The 20,877-nt window shown below is 31.1% G+C and carries 18 protein-coding genes; 11 read left to right on the top strand and 7 right to left on the bottom strand.

Annotated elements, in window-relative coordinates:
* Positions 1–479: 479 nt before the first annotated feature.
* The 9 genes from tsf to QNK89_RS00350 all read left to right on the top strand — a co-directional run bounded on the left by tsf (position 480) and on the right by QNK89_RS00350 (position 11,194).
* Positions 480–1,376, top strand: a complete 897-nt coding sequence (tsf, locus tag QNK89_RS00390) for a translation elongation factor Ts (RefSeq protein ID WP_340168943.1) — start codon at positions 480–482, stop codon at positions 1,374–1,376.
* 231 nt (positions 1,377–1,607) lie between these two features.
* Entirely contained in the window at positions 1,608–2,315 is a 708-nt protein-coding gene (gene pyrH / locus QNK89_RS00385; RefSeq protein ID WP_340168942.1) for a UMP kinase, read from the top strand.
* Between the two features lie 134 nt (positions 2,316–2,449).
* Positions 2,450–3,007, top strand: coding sequence for a ribosome recycling factor (gene frr, locus QNK89_RS00380; protein WP_340168941.1), 558 nt, complete (start codon positions 2,450–2,452; stop codon positions 3,005–3,007).
* A 76-nt stretch (positions 3,008–3,083) separates the two neighbouring features.
* Complete coding sequence (locus QNK89_RS00375; protein WP_340168940.1) at positions 3,084–3,809, top strand: TlpA disulfide reductase family protein; 726 nt, start codon at positions 3,084–3,086, stop codon at positions 3,807–3,809.
* Positions 3,802–5,070 (top strand): DUF5686 family protein, encoded by a 1,269-nt coding sequence (locus tag QNK89_RS00370; protein WP_340168939.1) that lies wholly within the window; start codon positions 3,802–3,804, stop codon positions 5,068–5,070. Before QNK89_RS00375 ends, QNK89_RS00370 begins: the two co-directional genes overlap by 8 nt.
* A gap of 62 nt (positions 5,071–5,132) precedes the next feature.
* Positions 5,133–7,544, top strand: a complete 2,412-nt coding sequence (locus QNK89_RS00365; RefSeq protein ID WP_340168938.1) for an efflux RND transporter permease subunit — start codon at positions 5,133–5,135, stop codon at positions 7,542–7,544.
* Between the two features lie 45 nt (positions 7,545–7,589).
* Positions 7,590–9,020, top strand: a complete 1,431-nt coding sequence (gene asnS, locus QNK89_RS00360; protein WP_340168937.1) for an asparagine--tRNA ligase — start codon at positions 7,590–7,592, stop codon at positions 9,018–9,020.
* A gap of 86 nt (positions 9,021–9,106) precedes the next feature.
* The gene (gene rpoN, locus QNK89_RS00355) at positions 9,107–10,564 is read left to right on the top strand and encodes an RNA polymerase factor sigma-54 (RefSeq protein ID WP_340168936.1); all 1,458 of its coding nucleotides are present in this window, start codon (positions 9,107–9,109) and stop codon (positions 10,562–10,564) included.
* A gap of 24 nt (positions 10,565–10,588) precedes the next feature.
* A complete protein-coding gene (locus QNK89_RS00350) occupies positions 10,589–11,194 on the top strand; it encodes a hypothetical protein (RefSeq protein ID WP_340168935.1) in 606 nt (201 codons plus the stop codon).
* On the opposite strand, the gene QNK89_RS00345 is transcribed toward QNK89_RS00350, so the two are convergent.
* From QNK89_RS00345 to QNK89_RS00315, 7 genes are all read right to left on the bottom strand, one after another.
* Positions 11,189–11,893, bottom strand: coding sequence for a porin family protein (locus QNK89_RS00345; protein WP_340168934.1), 705 nt, complete (start codon positions 11,891–11,893; stop codon positions 11,189–11,191). The genes QNK89_RS00350 and QNK89_RS00345 overlap by 6 nt on opposite strands.
* Before the next feature lie 113 nt (positions 11,894–12,006).
* Positions 12,007–12,483, bottom strand: a complete 477-nt coding sequence (locus QNK89_RS00340) for a biopolymer transporter ExbD (RefSeq protein WP_340168933.1) — start codon at positions 12,481–12,483, stop codon at positions 12,007–12,009.
* An 18-nt stretch (positions 12,484–12,501) separates the two neighbouring features.
* A complete protein-coding gene (locus QNK89_RS00335; RefSeq protein WP_340168932.1) occupies positions 12,502–13,140 on the bottom strand; it encodes a biopolymer transporter ExbD in 639 nt (212 codons plus the stop codon).
* Between the two features lie 2 nt (positions 13,141–13,142).
* Entirely contained in the window at positions 13,143–13,616 is a 474-nt protein-coding gene (locus tag QNK89_RS00330) for a hypothetical protein (RefSeq protein ID WP_340168931.1), read from the bottom strand.
* A 32-nt stretch (positions 13,617–13,648) separates the two neighbouring features.
* Positions 13,649–14,422, bottom strand: a complete 774-nt coding sequence (locus QNK89_RS00325; RefSeq protein ID WP_340168930.1) for a MotA/TolQ/ExbB proton channel family protein — start codon at positions 14,420–14,422, stop codon at positions 13,649–13,651.
* Between the two features lie 183 nt (positions 14,423–14,605).
* The gene (locus QNK89_RS00320) at positions 14,606–15,637 is read right to left on the bottom strand and encodes an asparaginase (RefSeq protein WP_340168929.1); all 1,032 of its coding nucleotides are present in this window, start codon (positions 15,635–15,637) and stop codon (positions 14,606–14,608) included.
* A 20-nt stretch (positions 15,638–15,657) separates the two neighbouring features.
* The gene (locus QNK89_RS00315) at positions 15,658–16,425 is read right to left on the bottom strand and encodes a TatD family hydrolase (protein WP_340168928.1); all 768 of its coding nucleotides are present in this window, start codon (positions 16,423–16,425) and stop codon (positions 15,658–15,660) included.
* Between the two features lie 1,089 nt (positions 16,426–17,514).
* Between QNK89_RS00315 and QNK89_RS00310 the strand changes: the two genes are divergently transcribed.
* Together QNK89_RS00310 and QNK89_RS00305 are read left to right on the top strand one after the other, a co-directional pair.
* Positions 17,515–20,271 (top strand): 2-oxoglutarate dehydrogenase E1 component, encoded by a 2,757-nt coding sequence (locus QNK89_RS00310; protein ID WP_340168927.1) that lies wholly within the window; start codon positions 17,515–17,517, stop codon positions 20,269–20,271.
* A gap of 19 nt (positions 20,272–20,290) precedes the next feature.
* The gene (locus QNK89_RS00305; RefSeq protein WP_340168926.1) at positions 20,291–20,665 is read left to right on the top strand and encodes a DUF3887 domain-containing protein; all 375 of its coding nucleotides are present in this window, start codon (positions 20,291–20,293) and stop codon (positions 20,663–20,665) included.
* Positions 20,666–20,877 lie beyond the last annotated feature (212 nt).

Raw genomic sequence — 20,877 nt, 5'->3', positions numbered from 1 at the left:
CGTTTTGGAGATAGAAGGAGCCAAAACCAGATGAAGCCGTATAAAACGGTTTCAAAAACCCTTGGAAAAAGCATAGCAATATATAATAGTAAGGCTTTTAAGCGTGCGCTCACGGCGTGTCCCCTTCACCGGGCCGCGGAGAATCTGCGCACTACACCCTTTATAGAGGGAATTTAGTAAAAAGGGGTGAATATAATGGTGTACAGGTTCTGTCCAGTTCTATATAACACAATTTTAATCAAGAAATGTTTCCCTTTCACCCTTAAAACGATTATGACTTGGTTTTACTTGTTAATCCGACCTGGTACTTTTAATATACATATAAAAAGAAACATTTTTTACTAAACCGATTTTCCTCCACACCCCTGTTAAAAAACGGTCATCGCTATCTTTTGATATAAATTGACGCTCTTTAGAGTTGAAACATAAAATTTCATGAAAAATACATAACGAAATAATGAGCGCACCATGGTGCAGGTATGATGGATTGTAAAAAAGCCTTAGTGGAAGCTGGAGGTGATTTTGATGATGCAATCGATGTATTACGTAAAAAAGGACAAAAAGTAGCAGAAAAAAGAGCAGACAGAGATTCTTCTGAAGGTGCTGCTGCAATAAAAATAAACGATGCTAACACAGTAGGTGTTGCTATTGTATTAGGATGTGAAACAGATTTTGTTGGTAAAAATAAATCGTTTTTAGCATTAGCTGGACAATTTGCCGATATCGCATTAAACCATAATACAAAAGAAGAATTCTTAGCTGCAGATTTTGGAGGAATGACAGTTGCTGAAAAATTAGTTGAGCAAACTGGTGTTGTAGGAGAGAAATTAGAAATCAATGCTTTCGAGAAATTAGAAGCACCTTACGTTGGTTCTTACGTTCACATTAACAAAATTGGAGCTTTAGTTGGTTTAACACAAGTAAACGAAGTAGTAGGGAAAGACGTAGCAATGCAAGTCGCTTCTATGGGAGCAACATCTTTATCTTATAAAGATTTTGATGCTACTTTTGTAGCAAATGAAACTGAAGCAAGAATTGCAGTTATCGAGAAAGACAATATTGAACTAGGTCGTTTAGGTAAAACCTTAAAAAATGTACCAAGCTACATTTCTATGGCACAATTAACTCCAGAAGTTATGGCTCAAGCTGAAGCAGATGCTAAAGCTGAGTTAAAAGCAGAAGGAAAACCAGAGCAAATTTGGGATAAAATTTTACCAGGAAAAATGGATCGTTTTGTTAGTGACAACACTACTTTAGATCAAGAACAATGTTTATTAGACCAGAAGTTTATTAAAGACGATAAGCAAACTGTTGCAGCATACGTAGCATCTAACGATGTTGAAGTTACTGCTTTTAAACGTGTGTCTTTAGGTTAATAAATTCCTAAAAAAAATAACCCTTATTAAGGTTTATTTACAATACTAAAAACCACTACTCTAATTTTAGAGCTAGTGGTTTTTTTATGCATAAGTTTCAGTTAAAACTGTAATTATAAAGTTTTGTGATTTCAGCATTCATTATAATTTCAAAAATAAAAAATTTATGTAATTTCGCATAACATACGTTTCCACAAAAGTGGGAATTTTATAATCGTTAGATTTTTACTCATGAAATACAAAAGAATCCTTCTAAAACTATCTGGTGAAGCCTTAATGGGAAATCGCCAATATGGTATTGACCCAGAACGTCTAGCAGAATACGCACAAGACATTAAAGCTGTAACAGAAAAAGGTATAGAAGTTGCCATAGTTATTGGTGGTGGAAATATTTTTAGAGGTGTTGCAGGTGCCATGAATGGCATGGATCGTGTTCAAGGTGACCATATGGGAATGTTAGCAACCGTTATTAACGGTTTAGCTTTACAACAAGCACTGGAAGATGCAGACGTAAAAACACGACTACAAACTGCTATTAAAATTAACGAAGTTGCAGAGCCTTTTATTAGACGCAAAGCCATGAGCCATTTAAAGAAAGGACGAGTAGTTATTTTTGGAGGAGGTACTGGAAACCCATATTTTACAACAGATTCTGCAGCTGTTTTAAGAGCTATAGAAATTGAGGCAGATGTTATTTTAAAAGGCACACGTGTAGATGGTATTTACAATGCAGACCCAGAAAAGGATAGCACTGCTATAAAATTTGATCATATTACTTTTGACGATGTATTACGTAAAGGTTTAAAAGTTATGGATACAACAGCTTTTACTTTAAGTCAAGAAAACGATTTACCAATAATTGTTTTTGATATGAATACAAGAGGCAACTTAATGAAAGTAGTTTGTGGAGAAAACATTGGAACGCAAGTAAGTTTATAACAAATACTCATCTAAGTAGGAATCTCATTAAAATTTTGTTCAATTTTTAAAATTGAGTACTTTAGTGATAGAAAATAAATTCATTTTGGCTTAATTATTGAATTAAGTTTAAATAGTAATAAAATAATTCAACAATGAACGAAGACATTCAATTTATAATAGATAGCACGAAGGAGTCTATGGATAATGCTATTGAACACTTAAAGAAACAATTTTTAAATATTCGTGCTGGTAAAGCCAGTCCTGCAATGTTAGGAAGCGTAATGGTAGATTATTATGGTTCGCTTACTCCTTTGTCTCAAGTAGCAAACGTAAATACTCCAGATGGTAGAACAATTACCATACAACCTTGGGAAAAAGGAATGATACAGCCTATTGAAAAAGCAATCCAAATTGCAAATCTAGGTTTTAACCCAATGAATAATGGCGAACAGCTTATAATAAATGTACCACCATTAACAGAGGAGCGCAGACGTGAACTTGCAAAACAAGCCAAAGCTGAAGCAGAAGATGCTAAGATTGGTGTTAGAAACGCAAGAAAAGATGCAAATAACGAAATTAAAAAACTAGAGGATGCCTCTGAAGATCTTCAGAAAAATGGAGAAGCAGATGTGCAAAACTTAACAGACAAATCTGTAAGAAGAATAGACGAGCTATTAGTAAATAAGGATAAAGAAATAATGACTGTCTAAATAGTTAAAAGCGACTTAATAGTCGCTTTTTTTATGAGATAAAAATTAACTTCACCTTTTGGAAATAAAACGGTTTATGAAATCACTTTTTTTTAGTTTGGCAATTCTTCTTAGCTTTTTAAGTTTTGGGCAAAACACATATAAATTCATCCCAAAAAAACAGCATCTAATAACTAGTGAACAGTTAAAAACAATGGAAATTGTAATTACTCCAGATGTGATGCTTTTTAATGAGCAAGTTAAAATTCTACCAATATCTCAAATGGAACTAATGGCAAATCCAGATTATCAACCCTTATTTTATGCTAACACTAATGGTAAAATAAAATCTGTAGTATTTAAAAAAAGAGATGATTATCCTACTCTAATAGAAGAAAATCCTGAAGCAAGTTATACCGTTGGTGAAAAAGCTTTAGATTTTATTGTTACAGACTTGAATGGAAAAACAATTAAGCTTTCAGAATTAAAAGGCAAAGTGGTTGTTTTAAATTTTTGGTTTACAAAATGTGGCCCTTGTGTTCAAGAAATGCCTGCCCTAAATGCACTTGTTAAAGAATACAAGAACAAAGATGTTGTGTTTCTAGCTTTAACGTTTAACAAAAAAGGTGTTGTAGAAAATTTTCTTTACGAAACAGATTTTAACTACACCATTGCAAGTAATGTTATAAATATGTATGGCATACAAAGTTATCCAACAAGTATTGTAATTAATAAAAAAGGTAAAATTGTACTTAAAGAAATAGGTTATAGAACTAATATTAAAAGCGTACTTTCTAATACTATTAAAATAATTTATGCATAAACTCTGGATTTATATTCTATTCTTTTTTTGTGTTACTACAATAGCAGCTCAAACACCCGAAAAAGAAATAGAAAAACCTAAAGACTCGTTAGAGTCTAGTGTGCTTTTAAAGCAAATAGGTAATGGTTTCTTTCCAACCAAAATTTGGAATTTTGACCTACGCTATTTGATTAAATTCAATCAATATGAAGGTTTTAGAACTGGTTTAGGAGGTGTAACAAACGACGCCTTTTCTAAGACCTTTAGAATAGATTCTTATGGTGTTTACGGTTTTAAAGACCATAAGTTTAAATATAAAATTGGTGGTGGTTTTAGATTAAATCCAGAAACCAAAACTTGGATTAACATCTCTTACATTGATGATTTAATGGAGACTGGAAGCTCTAATTTTTTAACAGATGGTCGATTCTTTTCGTTTTTTGAACCTCGTTTATTGAATATCGATTTGTTTCACAAACACATCACCTCTGCAGTTTCTATTGAACACGAAATAAACCCGAAACTAATTACAGAAACTGAGGTTTCCATTAGTAATATTAGACCAACTTACGATTACGATTATGTTTTAGATAATACCTCTTATGGCGCTTTTGAAACAACAGTAGCCAAAGTATCTGTGCAATGGAATCCATTTAATGAATATGAAACAAAAGATGGTATAACAAAAAACACAGAAGATGGATACCCAAAATTCACAATGCAATACAGTAAAAGCTTTAAGGATGTTTTAAATGCAGATTTTAACTTCTCGAAGTTAGATTTTAGAACCATTCATAAAATTACTCATAATAAAGACTCTCATACTATTGGTACTTTTTCTGCTGGTCTAGCACATGGAGACACACCTTTAACTCACTTATACCACTCATACCCTAATAATATAAATAAAGAAACCATTTTACAACGTTTTAGTGTTGCTGGTATTAATAGTTTTGAAACCATGTATTTTAACGAGTTCTTTTCAGATAGGTTTGCAACATTAATTATGAAACATTATGTAAAACCATTTCATATTTCTAAGCATTTTAATCCACAATTAGTATTAGTATCTCGTTATGCTTTTGGTAATATGAATAACATATCTAGACATCAAAATGTAAGCTTTGGAACATTAAAACATGGCTATACAGAATCCGGTTTCGAAATCAATAAATTGTTATTAGGATTCGGTTTAAGTTTCACCTATCGCTATGGTGCATATCACCTTCCGAGAGAAGAAGATAATATTGCACTTAAATTCACTTTCAATATTACATTATAATTTTGTTTTATTTCGTAAAATCTTTAGGTTTTCCATACCTTTGAATCTCCTTTTAAAGTAATATGGCGAAACAAAAAAAATCGAAGTTTTGGGACAGAGTAGCTAGGCTAATTTTACGAAATAAAATTGGTATACTTCTAGGCATTATACTTATTACTCTTTTATTAAGTACGCAGTGGCAATACATGCGTTTTACTTATACTGAAGCTAATTTACTTCCAGATGATCACGAAATAAATATTGAGTATAATAACTTTCTCGACATCTTTGGAGAAGAAGGAAATTTAATTGTTTTAGGAGTAAAAGACACAACACTTTTTACAGTTAATAAACTTAACGCATGGAATGCGCTTTCTGATGATTTTAGAGCTGCAAACGAAGTAGAATCTGTAGTTTCTATAAAAGACCTACAGAAACTAGTAAAAAACAACGAAGAACAAAGGTTCAACCTAGAGCCTTTTATTAAAGACTCTGTTAAGACTCTAGCCGAAATAAAAACTCTTCAAGTAGAGCTTTTTAATAAATATCCTTTTTACGATAATTTTCTGTTTAATAAAGAAACTAAAACCGTAAGAACTGCTATATATCTAAAAAAGGAAATTGTAAACACACCTGCAAGAAAAGAGTTTGTTGTTAAAACTTTAATGGATAAAGTTAAAGTTTTTGAAGATACATATAATCTAGATGTTCACGTTTCTGGTATGCCATATATTAGAACTTTAAATGCGCAAAACATTGTAGATGAGATAGGACTATTTGTTTTAGCAGCTTTGGCAATTACATCACTTATTTTCTTTCTCTTTTTTAGGTCTTTTCGTGCTACTTTTATCTCTTTAATAGTGGTTTGTGTTGGTGTCATGTGGACTTTAGGAATACTTGGTCTTTTAAGATATGAGATTACTGTATTAACAGCTTTAATTCCGCCTTTAATAATTGTTATTGGGATTCCTAATTGTATTTTCTTAATTAATAAATATCAGCACGAAGTAAAATTACATGGTAATAAAGTAAAGTCTTTGCAACGTGTTATTACAAAGGTTGGTAATGCTACTTTAATGACTAATGTTACAACAGCCTCTGGTTTTGCAACTTTTATAATTACCGAAAGTAAATTACTAAAAGAATTTGGAGTCGTTGCATCTCTTAGTATTCTTGCTATTTTTATTTTGTGCTTATTAATAATTCCAATAATTTATACTTTTTTACCTTACCCAAAAGATCGCCATTTAGAACATTTAAATAAACGTTGGATTGGTGGCTTTGTAGATTGGACAGTACGCATGGTAAAAGAAAAACGTATTGCTATTTATGTTACTTCTTTGGGTTTGTTAATTATTTGTATTATTGGTATTTATAAGATTAAAATCTCTGGTAGTTTAATAGAAGATATGCCTAAAAACGCTGAGTTTTTTAGCGACATTAGATTTTTTGAAGAAGAATTCAATGGTATTATGCCAGTAGAAATAATGGTGGATACTAAGCGCAAAAGAGGTGTTATGAAACCTGCTACCTTAAAACGCATGGATCAACTAGAAGATTTAATTATAGAAACTCCAGAATTATCACGGCCAATTTCTGTGGTTAGCTTAGTTAAATATTCTAAGCAAGCTTTCTATAATGGCACACCTAAATACTATCAATTACCATCATCTGAACTTGAAAGAGGATTAATTGCTAAATATACTAAAAACTCTTTTTCAGAAGGCAATTTATTGAATAATTTTACAGATTCCACAGGACAGTATGCACGTATCACCACATTTATGAAAGATATTGGTACAGATAGAATGGAACGTATTGAAGAGGATTTAATAAAAAAAATTGACAAAGTTTTTCCAAAAGAAAAATACAATGTTACTATAACAGGAAAAGCATTAGTGTTTCAAAAAGGTACAAAATATCTAGTTAATAATTTAGCTTTGTCACTGTCTTTAGCCATTTTTCTTATTTCATTATTTATGGCTTATATGTTTCGTTCTTTTAGAATGATCATTGTTTCGCTTATTCCAAATTTACTACCATTAGTAGTCACTGCTGGTTTAATGGGCTATTTAAGTGTCCCAATTAAACCATCTACCATATTAGTATTTAGTATAGCCTTTGGAATATCTGTAGACGATACTATACACTTTCTGGCAAAATACAGACAAGAATTATTGGCTAATAACTGGAGAATTAAAAAATCTGTTTATTCAGCATTAAGAGAAACAGGAGTTAGTATGTTTTATACTTCAATTGTTTTATTCTTTGGTTTTTCGGTATTTACTATTTCTAGTTTTGGTGGTACAGTAGCACTAGGTGCATTAGTATCTGTAACACTATTATTTGCAATGCTATCAAACCTATTACTATTACCTTCTTTACTTCTATCACTTGAACGTAGTATTGCTAATAAAGAAATCTTAAAAAAACCTTCTATTAACATTATTCCTATTGAAAACGATACTGAAGAAATTTCAGAAGATTCAGAATAAAAAAAGGAAGTAAAAAATTATATTTGCCATCTAATAAATACAAAAATGACAACAATAACAATTGCACAATTATTAAAAGAAACAACACTACAAGAAGTAGAGGTTAAAGGATGGGTTCGCACATTTAGAGCCAATAGATTTATTGCCTTAAATGATGGTTCTACTCTTAATAATATACAATGTGTTGTTGATTTCGAAAACACTTCTGAAGAAACTTTAAAGCACATTACAACTGGTGCTGCTGTTCATATTAAAGGAGAATTAGTAGAAAGTCAAGGTAAAGGTCAAAACGTTGAAATTGTTGTATCGTCTATTGAAATTTTAGGTGAAAGCGATCCAGAAACGTATCCTATTCAACCTAAAAAACACTCCTTCGAGTTTTTAAGAGAAAACGCTCATTTACGCACAAGAACAAACACTTTTAGCGCAGTTATGCGTTTAAGTTCTGCCTTATCCTTTGCAGTACATAAGTATTTTAAAGATAATGGTTTTTACCACATGCATACACCAATAATTACTGGTAGTGATGCAGAAGGTGCTGGTGAGATGTTTCGTGTTAGTACTTTAAACCAAAAAAATCCACCTTTAACAGATGATGGTGCTATAGACCATTCTAAAAATTTCTTTGGAAAAGACACAAACCTTACTGTTTCTGGTCAATTAGAAGCAGAAACCTATGCCATGTCTTTAGGTAAAGTTTATACGTTTGGACCAACGTTTAGAGCAGAAAACTCTAACACGTCTCGTCATTTATCAGAATTTTGGATGATTGAACCAGAAGTAGCCTTCATGGATTTAGCAGGAAATATGGATTTAGCAGAAGACTTTTTAAAATCTGTAATCTCTTATGTTTTAGAGCATAATGCAGAAGATTTAGAATTCCTAGACAAACGTTTATTAGACGAAGAGAAAACAAAACCTCAAGCTGAACGTAGTGAGTTATCATTAATTGAAAAATTAAAATTTGTAACAGAAAACAACTTTAAGCGCATTAGTTATACTGAAGCTATAGATATTCTTAAAAACTCTAAACCAAATAAGAAGAAAAAATTTAATTACATTATTGAAGAATGGGGAGCCGACTTACAGTCTGAACATGAACGTTTCTTAGTAGAAAAACATTTTAAATGTCCTGTAATTTTGTTCGATTATCCTGCAAATATTAAAGCCTTTTACATGCGTCTAAACGAAGACGAAAAAACAGTACGTGCTATGGATATTCTTTTTCCAGGAATTGGAGAAATGGTTGGTGGCTCCCAACGTGAAGAACGATTAGAAGTATTAAAAGAAAAAATGGGAGTTTTAGATATTCCTGAAGAAGAACTTTGGTGGTATTTAGACTTAAGAAAATATGGTACAGCAGTGCATTCTGGTTTTGGATTAGGATTCGAGAGACTTGTAATGTTTGCAACTGGAATGGGTAACATTAGAGATGTAATACCTTACCCAAGAACACCTCAAAATGCAGATTTTTAAAAGCATTAATAATTATTAAAACAATCTACTAAAATCCATATTGTAGATTGTTTTTTTTTATTTTAGTAATAATCTTAAATTAAATTATGCTTAAACAATATTTACAGTTTAAATTATCGCAGAAATTGTCTCCGCAACAAATTCAATTAATGAAATTGATACAGTTGCCTACACAAGCTTTTGAACAACGTTTAAAGCAAGAACTAGAAGAAAATCCTGCACTGGACACTGGAAAAGAAGAGAAAGAAGATGAGTATGAGGATATGGATAATTCTCAAGACGAATATAATGACAATGAAACTATTGAACCTGATGAAATTAATGTCGATGATTATTTAAAGGACGACGAAATTCCAGATTATAGAACAAGTGTAAATAATTATAGTGCAGACGATGATGAAAAAAGCATACCATATGCTTCAGGAACATCGTTTACTCAACATTTAAAAACACAATTAAATACTTATCGCTTAACAGATGAAGAGCGAGATATTGCAGAATTTTTAGTAGGAAGCGTAGACGAGAGTGGATACATAAGAAGAGAACTAAGTGATATTATGGACGATTTGGCCTTTACGCAAAATGTCTACACAGAAGAAGATAAAATTGAGAAAGTACTAAAAATAGTTCACCAATTGGATCCTGCAGGAGTTGGAGCAAGAAATTTACAAGAATGTTTAAGTATACAACTTGCTAGAAAAGAACAAGCACCAGATGTTGCCTTAGCCTCAGATATTATAAACAAAGCCTTTGAGCAATTCACAAAAAAGCATTATAAAAAGCTTATGGCAAAGTTTAATATTAGCGAAATACAGCTTAAGGATGCCATTCATGAAATAGAACGATTAAACCCAAAACCTGGAGGCAGTTATTCTGGAAACACTAGAATGATTGAACATGTTATACCAGATTTTGCTATTAAAATTGTGGATGGTGAATTAGAATTAACTTTAAATGGCAGAAATGCTCCTGAATTACATGTATCTCGTGAGTATAATAATATGCTTAAAGGTTACAAAGAATCTAAGGAAAAATCTAAAGCTCAAAAAGATGCAGTTATGTTTATTAAACAGAAACTAGATGCTGCAAAATGGTTTATTGAAGCTATACAACAAAGGCAGCAAACTTTATTTGTAACCATGAGTTCTATTATGCACTACCAGAAAGAATACTTTTTAACTGGTGACGAGCGTAATTTAAGACCTATGATTTTAAAGGATATTGCAGACGAAATTGAAATGGATGTTTCTACAGTGTCGCGTGTTGCCAATAGTAAATATGTAGACACACCTTATGGTACAAAACTAATAAAAGAGTTCTTTTCTGAATCTATGACCAACGATCAAGGCGAAGAAGTGTCTACCAGAGAGATTAAAAAAATTCTTGAAACTGTAATAGAAGAAGAAAACAAAAAGAAGCCTTTAACAGACGAAGCTTTAGCGAAAATTTTAAAAGAAAAAGGCTATCCTATTGCAAGAAGAACTGTTGCTAAATATCGTGAGCAACTGAATATTTCTGTAGCACGATTAAGAAAAGAATTATAAGGTTTATCTTTTAGATTAAAAACAATGAATTGGCTACTTAAAAGTATATCCTTCGTGTTTCATCCTATTATAATGCCTTTATTAGGCGTTATTTTCTATTTCACTAAGTCACCTAGATTTATACATAAAGAGGTCATGGAGGCTAAAATTATATCGCTTACAATACTCACAATTATTTTACCAATACTTTTATACTACTTACTAAAAACAATTGGCAAAACAGAATCCATATATCTTAAAACTACCAAGGAACGGGTTATACCATTGTCATTAAACGTTATTATATGTGTGTTAATAATAATACGTGTTTTACCAGATAATCAAATAATAGAATTGTATTATTTTTTTATTGGAATATTAATTTCCACAGTTGTTTGTTTAATTTTAGCACTATTAAAGTTTAAAGCAAGTATACACATGATAGCAATAGCTGGAGTTTTTATGTTTGCTATTGGTATTTCTTTACATTTTGGTAAAAACTTAAATGGATCTTTAGCTTTGTTTGCATTAATTGCAGGTGCCATTGCCACTTCTAGGCTACACCTAAATGCGCACACTAATATTGAGCTACTTTTTGGATTTTGTATAGGATTGTTTCCGCAATTACTAGTCTTACCTTATTGGCTATAAAATATAAAACTTCAAGCCAACCTTAATTGCATTAGCCTCTATTACTGTGCCACCTATCTTTGCGGAATCGTTAAAAATTGGATTTAAAGCGTAATACAGATAAAAATTCCAAGTATTATATCCAGTTCCAATAGTTAAACCATATTGCAAATTGTTTATAGCATCAATAGTTTTTAAATTTACATCTTGTGGAGTACCCTCAAATTTAGAGCTACTTGCAAAAACATAACTTAATTTAAATCCTGTATAAATACGCCAAAACTTATAATTTTCTGCAGTAGAAGTTCGCCATCTGTATTCTATTGGCATTTCTACCATATAGGTTGAAAACTTGTTTTTAGTAAAGGAAATTTCATCTTGATTAATTAATTGAAAGCTTTCTACTCCATTAGGGTCTTTAGTAATTTGAATGTTTTGATTGAAAGAATTTAAAGAAACACCTAAACCTATCCCAATGGCCTTATTTCTTCTTTTATTAATAGGCATGTCTTTAGTATAGCCAAAATGAAAACCTCCAGAAAACCCACTCTGTGATAGACCGCTTGGCTTTTTACCAATAAGGTTATAGGTTAGTCCAAAATAAAATTGATCTTCTTTATATAAAGAATCTATATCCTTAGTCTCTAAAGTAGATAAGTCTTGGGCAGAAATAAAGCTGCTGAAGAAAACAAGACATAAAAAAACTATATTATATTTCATATGTGAAAATCAACTTTTAATGGTAACAAGATAATAAAATACAAAGATTTAAGACAAATAAAAGGCGTTTTGAAATTTCAAAACGCCTTTTTATAAAAATTAAGAGTGTAATATTAATTTGTAACTGCATCACCTTTTTTAGTGGTGTAGTTTATTTTAAGTGCATTAGTTTTACGTAATTCTTGTTTAACATCGGTTAATACTCCCATTTTAGCATCTCTATCTACTTTTAAAGATACTGTAAGTGTTGGTATTAATTCTTCAGCTAAAGCAGCACGTTCTGCAGCAATAAATGCTTGAACTTGCTCTACACTTTGCAACTTATCATTTAATTGTATTCTGTCCTCTGTACCATAAGTATCTATATAATTAGAACTTGGTTTTCCAATGTATATGTAACTTATAGGTTTCTTTTTATCTAATTTTTCAATTTGGTTAGCTTTTGGTAATTGGTTTTGGATTTTTAAATTATCCTCCTTAATTACTGTTGCTACCATAAAGAAAAACAGAAGCATAAATACAATATCTGGTAAAGATGCTGTTGATATTGGAGGTAAACCTCCATCTTTTTTCTTTTTAAATTTAGACATAGTGTTTATGTTAACTTGTTAATCTCTTTTTGCTTCTGCTTCAGAAAATAATTGAGGTACAGCTTCTTTAATTGCTTCTAACTTTTCTTTCAAGCTTTCCTTTAACTTAGGATCTGTAATAGGATCTTGGTACATATCTGTTGCTTCAACAAAGTTCATTTCTAGACTTGGATAATCTTTTTTAAATTCACGATTTCTGATATCGTTATAAGCTGCAATAATCTCATTCTGAACAGTTATATAGGTTTTATAATCTGTTAACCTATCGTTAGCTAAAGAAATAACGGCTTTTTTAAAATTATCTGATGATTTAGGATCTCTATTCCCTTTACATCTTTTACAAGCATCTTCACCTTGTCCACCACCATTATCTAAAAATTGAAAAGCACGTGCTCTTAAATCTTTAATTGCGATAACTTCAGAGTCTCCTTTTGCTGTTAAAAGTATTTGATTATTACTATTTAAAGTAAGTGCAAAAATATTTTTTTCCTTAATCTGTACTTTCTCTTCTTTATCGTCTGGCTCCCAAGGCGGTAACTTTCTACTTAAACCAGAATCTGTTGCAATATCTGTAGTTACTAGAAAGAATATAAGTAATAAGAAGGCAATGTCAGCCATAGAGCCTGCATTAACTTCTGGTGCTGATCTTTTTGCCATAATTATTTAATTATTTTTTTAACTCCTGAAAATAGCATTGCTAAAATAGCAACAAAACTTAATATGTAAAATGATATTAAACCACCTCCTACAAGTCTAGACTCACCTTCTGTAGCAAATACATCATCGTAAGCATATACCTTACCCATCTCTGGAAATTCTTGACCTACTAAAGGATCTCCTCCAGAAACAAGGTAACCAATAATTAATATAGCAGCAAAAGCACCTACACCTATTAATGTGTTTTTAATGTTTCCACCACCACTAAACAAATTGGTAATTACAAAGAAGACTACTATTATAATTGCTAATATTAATATTATGTACGCTATTGAAGACATCGTCTCAAATAAAACGCCTTCACCTGAAGAAATAATATCTTTCGCTTCTTTTTCACCTGTCATTATAATACGAACAAGTCCAATAATACCTACTAAACTAAGTATTGCTACTACTATTTTTAAAATTTTATGCATAATTTTTATGTTTTTTAAAATTAGTTAATAGCTTATTTTTTATATCTCGATAACATATCCATTAAAGTGATAGAAGAATCTTCCATGTCATTCACTATGCTATCAATTTTTGCTACAATATAATTATAGAAAACTTGTAATATAATTGCTACAATAAGACCAAATACAGTTGTTAATAAGGCAACTTTAATACCACCTGCTACTAACGTTGCATCCATTCCACCTGCAGATTGAATTTTATCGAAGGCTTGAATCATACCTATTACTGTTCCCATAAACCCTAACATTGGTGCTAATGCGATAAATAATGATATCCAAGATACGTTTTTTTCTAATTGTCCCATTTGAACTCCACCATAAGCTACAACAGCTTTCTCAGCAGATTCTAAGCTGTCGTCTGCTCTATCTAAACCTTGATAGAAAATAGATGCTACAGGACCTTTTGTGTTTCTACATACTTCTTTTGCTGCTTCTATACCACCTGATTGTAGTGCGTCTTCAACATTTTGAGTTAACTTCTTAGTATTTGTAGAAGATAAATTTAAAAAGATAATTCTCTCGATAGCAATTGCTAATCCAAGAATTAAACATAATAATACAATTCCCATGAAACCTGGACCACCTTCAATAAAACGCTTTTTAAGCTCTTGATGGAAAGTTAAGTCTTCTTCTGCTGCATCATCTGTAGTTGCCGCCTCTTGAGTTGTAGCAACTGTAGTCGCAACTGTTGCTGCGTTTGTTGTTGCATTAGCTGTGCCAAATGCCATTAAAAATACTATGGCTAGGATAGAAAATAATCTTTTCATTTGTTTTGTTCTTAATTTTTATTAATTAGTTAAAGTCTTAAAGATATAAAAAATGGAATTAAAAAATAAAATAATAACAGTGGTTGTAGAAATTTATTTACTTCTACTATTATTAGTTATATTAATTTCCATCTTCAAATAAAATGAAAAAAAGTTTAAGGCTCAAATTTTTGACTGTTAATTTTAAGTCATTTCTCCTCTTAAAGCAGTTTCATATATAGTTTTAAACAAGTTAGGAGAAATATTTTGTCCTAATAAATACATTAATTTACAAATTGCAGCTTCGGTTGTGATGTCTTTTCCAGAAATTAAACCTATTTTTTTTAGTTTTTCACTTGTTTCATATTGTCCCATCATCACACTTCCTCCAGAACATTGTGTTATATTAATAATGTGTATTCCTTTTTTTATGGTTTCTTTTAATAATGAAATAAACCAATCTTCGGTTGAGCAGTTTCCTGCACCATAGGTTTCAATAATTACTCCTTTAAGTTTTGGAGTATTCAATACAGACATCAACAACTGTTCCGAAATACCAGGAAATAATTTTATTAAGGCAATATTTTTATCTAAATCTTTATGAACTAGTAAATTTTTTCTCGCATTTGGCTTAAACAAAGCATCGTTATTTACCTTTAAATGCACACCAGATTCTGCTAAATCTGGGTAGTTTAAACTTGCAAAAGCTTCAAAATGTTCTGCATTAATTTTTGTTGTTCTATTTGCTCTGTATAATTTATACTCAAAATACAAACAGACTTCTTTAATTATTGGTTTGTTATAATGTTGTAAAGATGCTACTTGAATAGAAGTAATTAAGTTTTCTTTAGCATCTGTGCGTAAATCTCCAATTGGCAATTGCGATCCTGTAAAGACTACTGGTTTTGCTAAATACTCTAACATAAAGCTAAGTGCAGAGGCTGTATAACTCATAGTATCGCTACCATGTAAAACCACAAAACCATCAAAAGCATTGTAGTTACTTTCTATGACTTCTGCTATTTCCACCCAATATTTAGGTTCCATATTACTAGAATCTATGGGTGTTTTAAATGAAAATGTTTCAATATTACAATCTAATAATTTTAGCTCTGGTATTCTAACTAATAAATTATCGAAATCAAATGCACGTAAGGCTCCTGTTTCTGAATCTTTTATCATACCAATAGTTCCACCAGTATATATAAGGAGTATGTTTGGGATTGTTTTTGTCATAATTAAGCGCTTACTCTTTGCTAGATTCCAAAAACCGCTTTAGAATTCTCTGTTGTAATATCGGCAATCTTTTCTTCGGAAGTATTATAGATTTCCGAAAGCTTTTCTACAACCTTTAGTATGTAGCTGCTTTCATTTCTTTTTCCTCTAAAAGGTTTTGGTGCTAAATAAGGAGAATCGGTTTCTAGAACAATGTGTTTTAAATCAATTTCATTTAAAAACTGATCTATTTTTCCATTTTTAAAAGTTGCTACACCACCAATTCCTAATTTCATGTTATAAGAGATGGCTTGATGTGCTTGTTGTAAAGTTCCTGTGAAACAATGAAATATCCCATAAAGGTCATCACTTTTTTCTTCTTCTAATATTTTAAAAATCTCATCGAAGGCTTCTCTACAATGTATTACAATTGGTAATTTATGTTTTTTTGCTAGTTGTATTTGAAACCTAAAGGCTTCTTGCTGTATTGGCAAAGTCGTTTTATCCCAATATAAATCTATACCTATTTCTCCAACTGCATAGAATTTATGTTTGTTAAGCATTTCTTCTACATGAGCTAACTCGTCTTTAAAATCCTCTTTTACATGAGTTGGGTGCAAACCCATCATTAAAAAAACATTGTCTGGATACTCTTTCTCTAACTGTAACATAGATGCTGTGTAAGTAGAATCTATTGCTGGTATAAATAGCCTAATTATGTTAGCATTTAGTGTGCGTTGCATCATTTCTGCTCTATCTTCATCAAAGGCTTCACTGTAAAGATGTGTATGTGTGTCTGTAATAATCATGTTGTAAAAATAAAAAAGTCATCGGTTTAAAGATGACTTTTAATACAATAATTAAATGTTTTATATTTTTAAATATAAAGATGAAGCTTACTCTAACTTATTTAAAAGTTTCTGTGCTTCTTTATAGTCGTCTGAATCTTCAGGAATTTGTTTTAGTAGCACTATTGTAGCATCAATATTTCGTTGTTTCAACCTACTTAATGCTTAGAACCACAAGGCTTTATCTTTATACACTGATTTTCCATTTATTAGTTTATTTAAATCGGTATCTGCTATTGTATAATTATCATGAAAAAATCAACAATACTATTTATTTTAATATTTGCTCTAGGTGTTTTTAGTTGTTTTCATTGAGTTGGTTTATTAAATTATTTACCGTGTATACTAATCTTATTGCTCTCTTTTGTCTTTTCTGATTTATCCTTAAATTTAATGAATTGTAAACTTAAGCCGTGTAAAAAAAATTGCTGGTTTTAGCTTACTTGCAAAAATCCTCGCGGATTTTCTTGTTTTGCGCTTTATTAGCTCTGTAAATACTCCGCATTAGCACTATGACATCTCTCTTTAAATCTTGCCCCAAAGTGTATTTGTATTCTTTGGAAAAGTCTTTGGTTAAGCTATAAATTAATAAAGTGAGTTTGTACACGTCTTTAAAAAACGGGTAAATCATAATAAAGTGCCATACTATGTCATTTAAATATAAAATGGAGGGCAAGGCCCTCCATTTTTAAAAAAATTACCGCTACGCTGCAAAGTACCAATAACAATTAAAATAGATAAATAGTTAAAAAGCCCGAACAGCCCGAACATTGATCGAGACGTTCTTATTGAAACTTTGTTGCCAACCATCTCCTAAATCCTCTAGCCACGCAGTGCAGATAGCGTGCTCCGAAGAACTCCAATAGCTGTCAGTAGCAAAACCGCCAACATTTCCTAATCCTAAAGCGTTTCCTTGTAGAGATTTTAAATGCATAGTCTAATAAAATAGGCTGTTAAGAAAGACATAAATATAAGAAAAGTATAGCTATTTTTAGAGAAAGTTGTATTTTTGATAAAATTTGTTGAAGCGAACACGTCTTATACTTAATAATGGATAAATATTCCTTTTTAAACGCAGCACATACAGCATACTTTGCTGATTTATACGAACAATACATAGAAAATCCTGATTCTGTAGAACCAAGTTGGAGAGCCTTTTTTCAGGGTTACGACTTTGGTAGTGAAAACTATGGCATGGATGGAGACATTGTAGAAGGTGTTTCTACGCAAATTCCAGAGCATGTTCAAAAAGAATTTCAGGTTGTTAAATTAATAGATGGTTATAGAACCAGAGGTCACCTTTTTACCAAAACAAATCCAGTTCGTGCAAGACGTAAATATTCACCAACACTAGAAATTGAAAATTTTGGGTTGTCTGAAACTGACTTAGATACTGTTTTTAATGCAGGAGATATTTTAAGTATAGGAGCACAAACTCTTCGTGAGATACGTAAACATCTAGAAGCCATTTATTGTGATTCTATAGGTGTTGAATATATGTATATTAGAGATCCAGAGCGCATGCAATGGATACAAAACAAACTAAACCAAAACGATAACCAACCTAGTTTTTCTTCAGAAGAAAAAAAACATATTCTTAAAAAGCTTAATGAAGCTGTTTCTTTTGAAAGCTTTTTACATACTAAGTATGTAGGCCAAAAGCGTTTTTCTCTAGAAGGAGGAGAATCTTTAATTCCGGCTTTAGATGCTTTAATTGAAAAAGCATCAGAGTATGATGTAAAAGAATTTGTAATGGGAATGGCACATCGTGGTCGTTTAAGTACATTAACAAATATTTTTGGTAAATCTGCTAAAGATATATTTAGTGAGTTTGATGGTAAAGATTACGAGCTAGAGGTTTTTGATGGTGATGTAAAGTACCATTTAGGTTGGACAAGCGATCGAATAACAGATGCAGGAAAAAAAATAAACTTAAATATTGCTCCAAACCCTTCTCACTTAGAAACTGTAGGAGCAGTAGTAGAAGGAATAACAAGAGCAAAGCAAGACGATAAATACCCAGAAAATCCATCTCAAGTATTACCAATAGTAGTTCATGGAGATGCAGCAATTGCTGGACAAGGTTTAGTGTACGAAATTGTACAAATGGCTCAATTAGATGGTTATAAAACTAACGGTACCATTCATATAGTAGTAAATAATCAAATAGGTTTTACCACCAATTATTTAGATGCAAGATCAAGTACTTATTGTACAGATGTTGCAAAAGTAACATTGTCACCAGTACTTCATGTAAATGCAGATGATGTAGAAGCAGTAGTTCATGCAGTATTATTTGCACTTCATTTTAGAATGAGATATAAGCGAGATGTTTTTATTGATTTGTTAGGATATAGAAAATATGGACATAATGAAGGAGATGAACCAAAATTTACACAGCCTCTATTATACAAAGCAATCTCAAAGCATAAAAATCCTAGAGATATTTACGCAGCAAAACTAATTGAAGAAGGTGTTATTGATAATACATATGTTTCAAAATTAGAAGAAGACTATAAAAATGCTTTAGAAGAAAAATTAGTCGATTCTCGTAAAATAAAGAAGACAGAGATTACACCATTTATGAGTAATGAGTGGGTAAACTACTCTACTGCTGAAGAAGATGGTATGATGCAGCCTCTAGATACTTCATATTCTAAAGAAGAATTGACAAAAATCACGAAAGTACTGTCTAGCCTTCCAAAGGATAAAAAGTTTATTAGAAAAATATCCCGTCTTATAGAATCTAGACAAACAATGTTTGACGAAGACAGATTAGATTGGGCTATGGCAGAGCATTTAGCTTATGCTTCGCTTTTAGAAGAAGGCTATGATGTTAGAATTTCTGGTCAAGATGTAGAAAGAGGAACTTTCTCGCATAGACATGCCGTTGTAAAAGTAGAAGACAGTGAAGAAGAAATCATCCTTCACAATAATTTAAGTGATACTCAAGGAAAATTCTTTATTTATAACTCTTTATTATCAGAATATGGAGTAGTAGGTTTCGATTATGGTTATGCAATGGCAAGCCCAAAAACATTAACTATTTGGGAAGCACAATTTGGAGATTTTAGTAATGGTGCACAAATTATGTTAGACCAATATATCTCTGCAGCAGAAGATAAATGGAAACTACAAAATGGTTTAGTAATGTTATTGCCTCATGGTTATGAAGACCAAGGAGCAGAACACTCTTCAGCTAGAATGGAACGTTATTTACAACTGTGTGCAAAAGATAATATGTTTGTTGTAGATTGTACAACACCAGCAAATATGTATCATTTGTTACGTAAACAAATGAAAGCTAATTTTAGAAAGCCGTTAATTGTCTTTACACCAAAGAGTTTATTACGTCATCCCTTAGTTGTTTCTAGTGTAGATGAAATAGCGAATGGAAGTTTTAAAATGTTAATAGATGATGAAAAGGCAAAGGCAGACAAAGTAAAAACGTTAGTTTTTGTAACTGGTAAATTTTATTACGATTTATTAGAAGAACAAGAAAACTTAGGAAGAGGAGATGTTGCTTTAGTAAGAGTAGAACAACTATTTCCATTACCAATAGAAGATATTAGAAATACAATAAGTAAATATAAAAATGCAGACGATGTTGTTTGGGCTCAAGAAGAGCCAAGAAATATGGGAGCATACAGCCATATGTTAATGCATTTAGATGAAGCAAAAACATTTAGAGCAGCAAGCAGAAGACCTTATGGAGCACCTGCAGCTGGTAGTTCTGTAAGATCTAAAAAACGACATAAAGAGGTTATTGATTTTGTGTTCGATAAGACCAAGAACAATCAGCGTTAAACCATTAAAATTAAATATTATGAAAAGAACATTTTTATTAGTAGTTGCAATTTTAAGTTTTTCATTAAGCTTTGCACAAACAGAAAAAGCAAATTATAAAGAAGCGGTTTCAAGTTTTCAAGAAAACTATAACAATGGTGATTTTGAAGGTATTTATAATATGTTAAATACTAATTTTCAAAAGATATTAACTTTAGAAAAAACAAAATTATTCTTTAAAACAAATATAAATGCTGAAGCCTTAGGGAAAATAAAAGCAGTAGAATTAAAAGAAATTATTAGAACAGGACATAGTTATAAAGTAAGTTTCGAAAACGGAGTTGGAGAAGCATTCTTTCTTTTAGATGATAATAATAAAATTAGTGGTTTACAAATGTATCCCCCAAAACAATAAAACAAGAGTCACCACAAGACATTAAAACAAAATTACATTACGATATCGTCATTTTTATTATATAGAAGAAATTGTTTGGAATTGTATGTTTATATTTAGATATAATAGAGTTAATAAATTAGGTAAAAAGTTTTTATATAAGTTCGATTTAGAAATTGAACAAATTAAAGTTTTGAATTAGAATAAAAAGTAGTTAGTTATGTCAAAAAAAA

Origin of the sequence: Lacinutrix sp. (genome assembly GCF_037625555.1) — a bacterium.
In the GTDB taxonomy this organism is placed as follows: domain Bacteria; phylum Bacteroidota; class Bacteroidia; order Flavobacteriales; family Flavobacteriaceae; genus Lacinutrix.
The sequence above is the reverse complement of the archived record's forward strand: the minus strand, read 5'-3'. Positions and strand labels throughout refer to the sequence as shown.

Coding starts and splice junctions, on each gene's coding strand:
- tsf (WP_340168943.1), top strand. CDS start 480: ATGATGGATTGTAAAAAAGCCTTAGTGGAAGCTGGAGGTGATTTTGAT.
- pyrH (WP_340168942.1), top strand. CDS start 1,608: ATGAAATACAAAAGAATCCTTCTAAAACTATCTGGTGAAGCCTTAATG.
- frr (WP_340168941.1), top strand. CDS start 2,450: ATGAACGAAGACATTCAATTTATAATAGATAGCACGAAGGAGTCTATG.
- QNK89_RS00375 (WP_340168940.1), top strand. CDS start 3,084: ATGAAATCACTTTTTTTTAGTTTGGCAATTCTTCTTAGCTTTTTAAGT.
- QNK89_RS00370 (WP_340168939.1), top strand. CDS start 3,802: ATGCATAAACTCTGGATTTATATTCTATTCTTTTTTTGTGTTACTACA.
- QNK89_RS00365 (WP_340168938.1), top strand. CDS start 5,133: ATGGCGAAACAAAAAAAATCGAAGTTTTGGGACAGAGTAGCTAGGCTA.
- asnS (WP_340168937.1), top strand. CDS start 7,590: ATGACAACAATAACAATTGCACAATTATTAAAAGAAACAACACTACAA.
- rpoN (WP_340168936.1), top strand. CDS start 9,107: ATGCTTAAACAATATTTACAGTTTAAATTATCGCAGAAATTGTCTCCG.
- QNK89_RS00350 (WP_340168935.1), top strand. CDS start 10,589: ATGAATTGGCTACTTAAAAGTATATCCTTCGTGTTTCATCCTATTATA.
- QNK89_RS00345 (WP_340168934.1), bottom strand. CDS start 11,893: ATGAAATATAATATAGTTTTTTTATGTCTTGTTTTCTTCAGCAGCTTT.
- QNK89_RS00340 (WP_340168933.1), bottom strand. CDS start 12,483: ATGTCTAAATTTAAAAAGAAAAAAGATGGAGGTTTACCTCCAATATCA.
- QNK89_RS00335 (WP_340168932.1), bottom strand. CDS start 13,140: ATGGCAAAAAGATCAGCACCAGAAGTTAATGCAGGCTCTATGGCTGAC.
- QNK89_RS00330 (WP_340168931.1), bottom strand. CDS start 13,616: ATGCATAAAATTTTAAAAATAGTAGTAGCAATACTTAGTTTAGTAGGT.
- QNK89_RS00325 (WP_340168930.1), bottom strand. CDS start 14,422: ATGAAAAGATTATTTTCTATCCTAGCCATAGTATTTTTAATGGCATTT.
- QNK89_RS00320 (WP_340168929.1), bottom strand. CDS start 15,637: ATGACAAAAACAATCCCAAACATACTCCTTATATATACTGGTGGAACT.
- QNK89_RS00315 (WP_340168928.1), bottom strand. CDS start 16,425: ATGATTATTACAGACACACATACACATCTTTACAGTGAAGCCTTTGAT.
- QNK89_RS00310 (WP_340168927.1), top strand. CDS start 17,515: ATGGATAAATATTCCTTTTTAAACGCAGCACATACAGCATACTTTGCT.
- QNK89_RS00305 (WP_340168926.1), top strand. CDS start 20,291: ATGAAAAGAACATTTTTATTAGTAGTTGCAATTTTAAGTTTTTCATTA.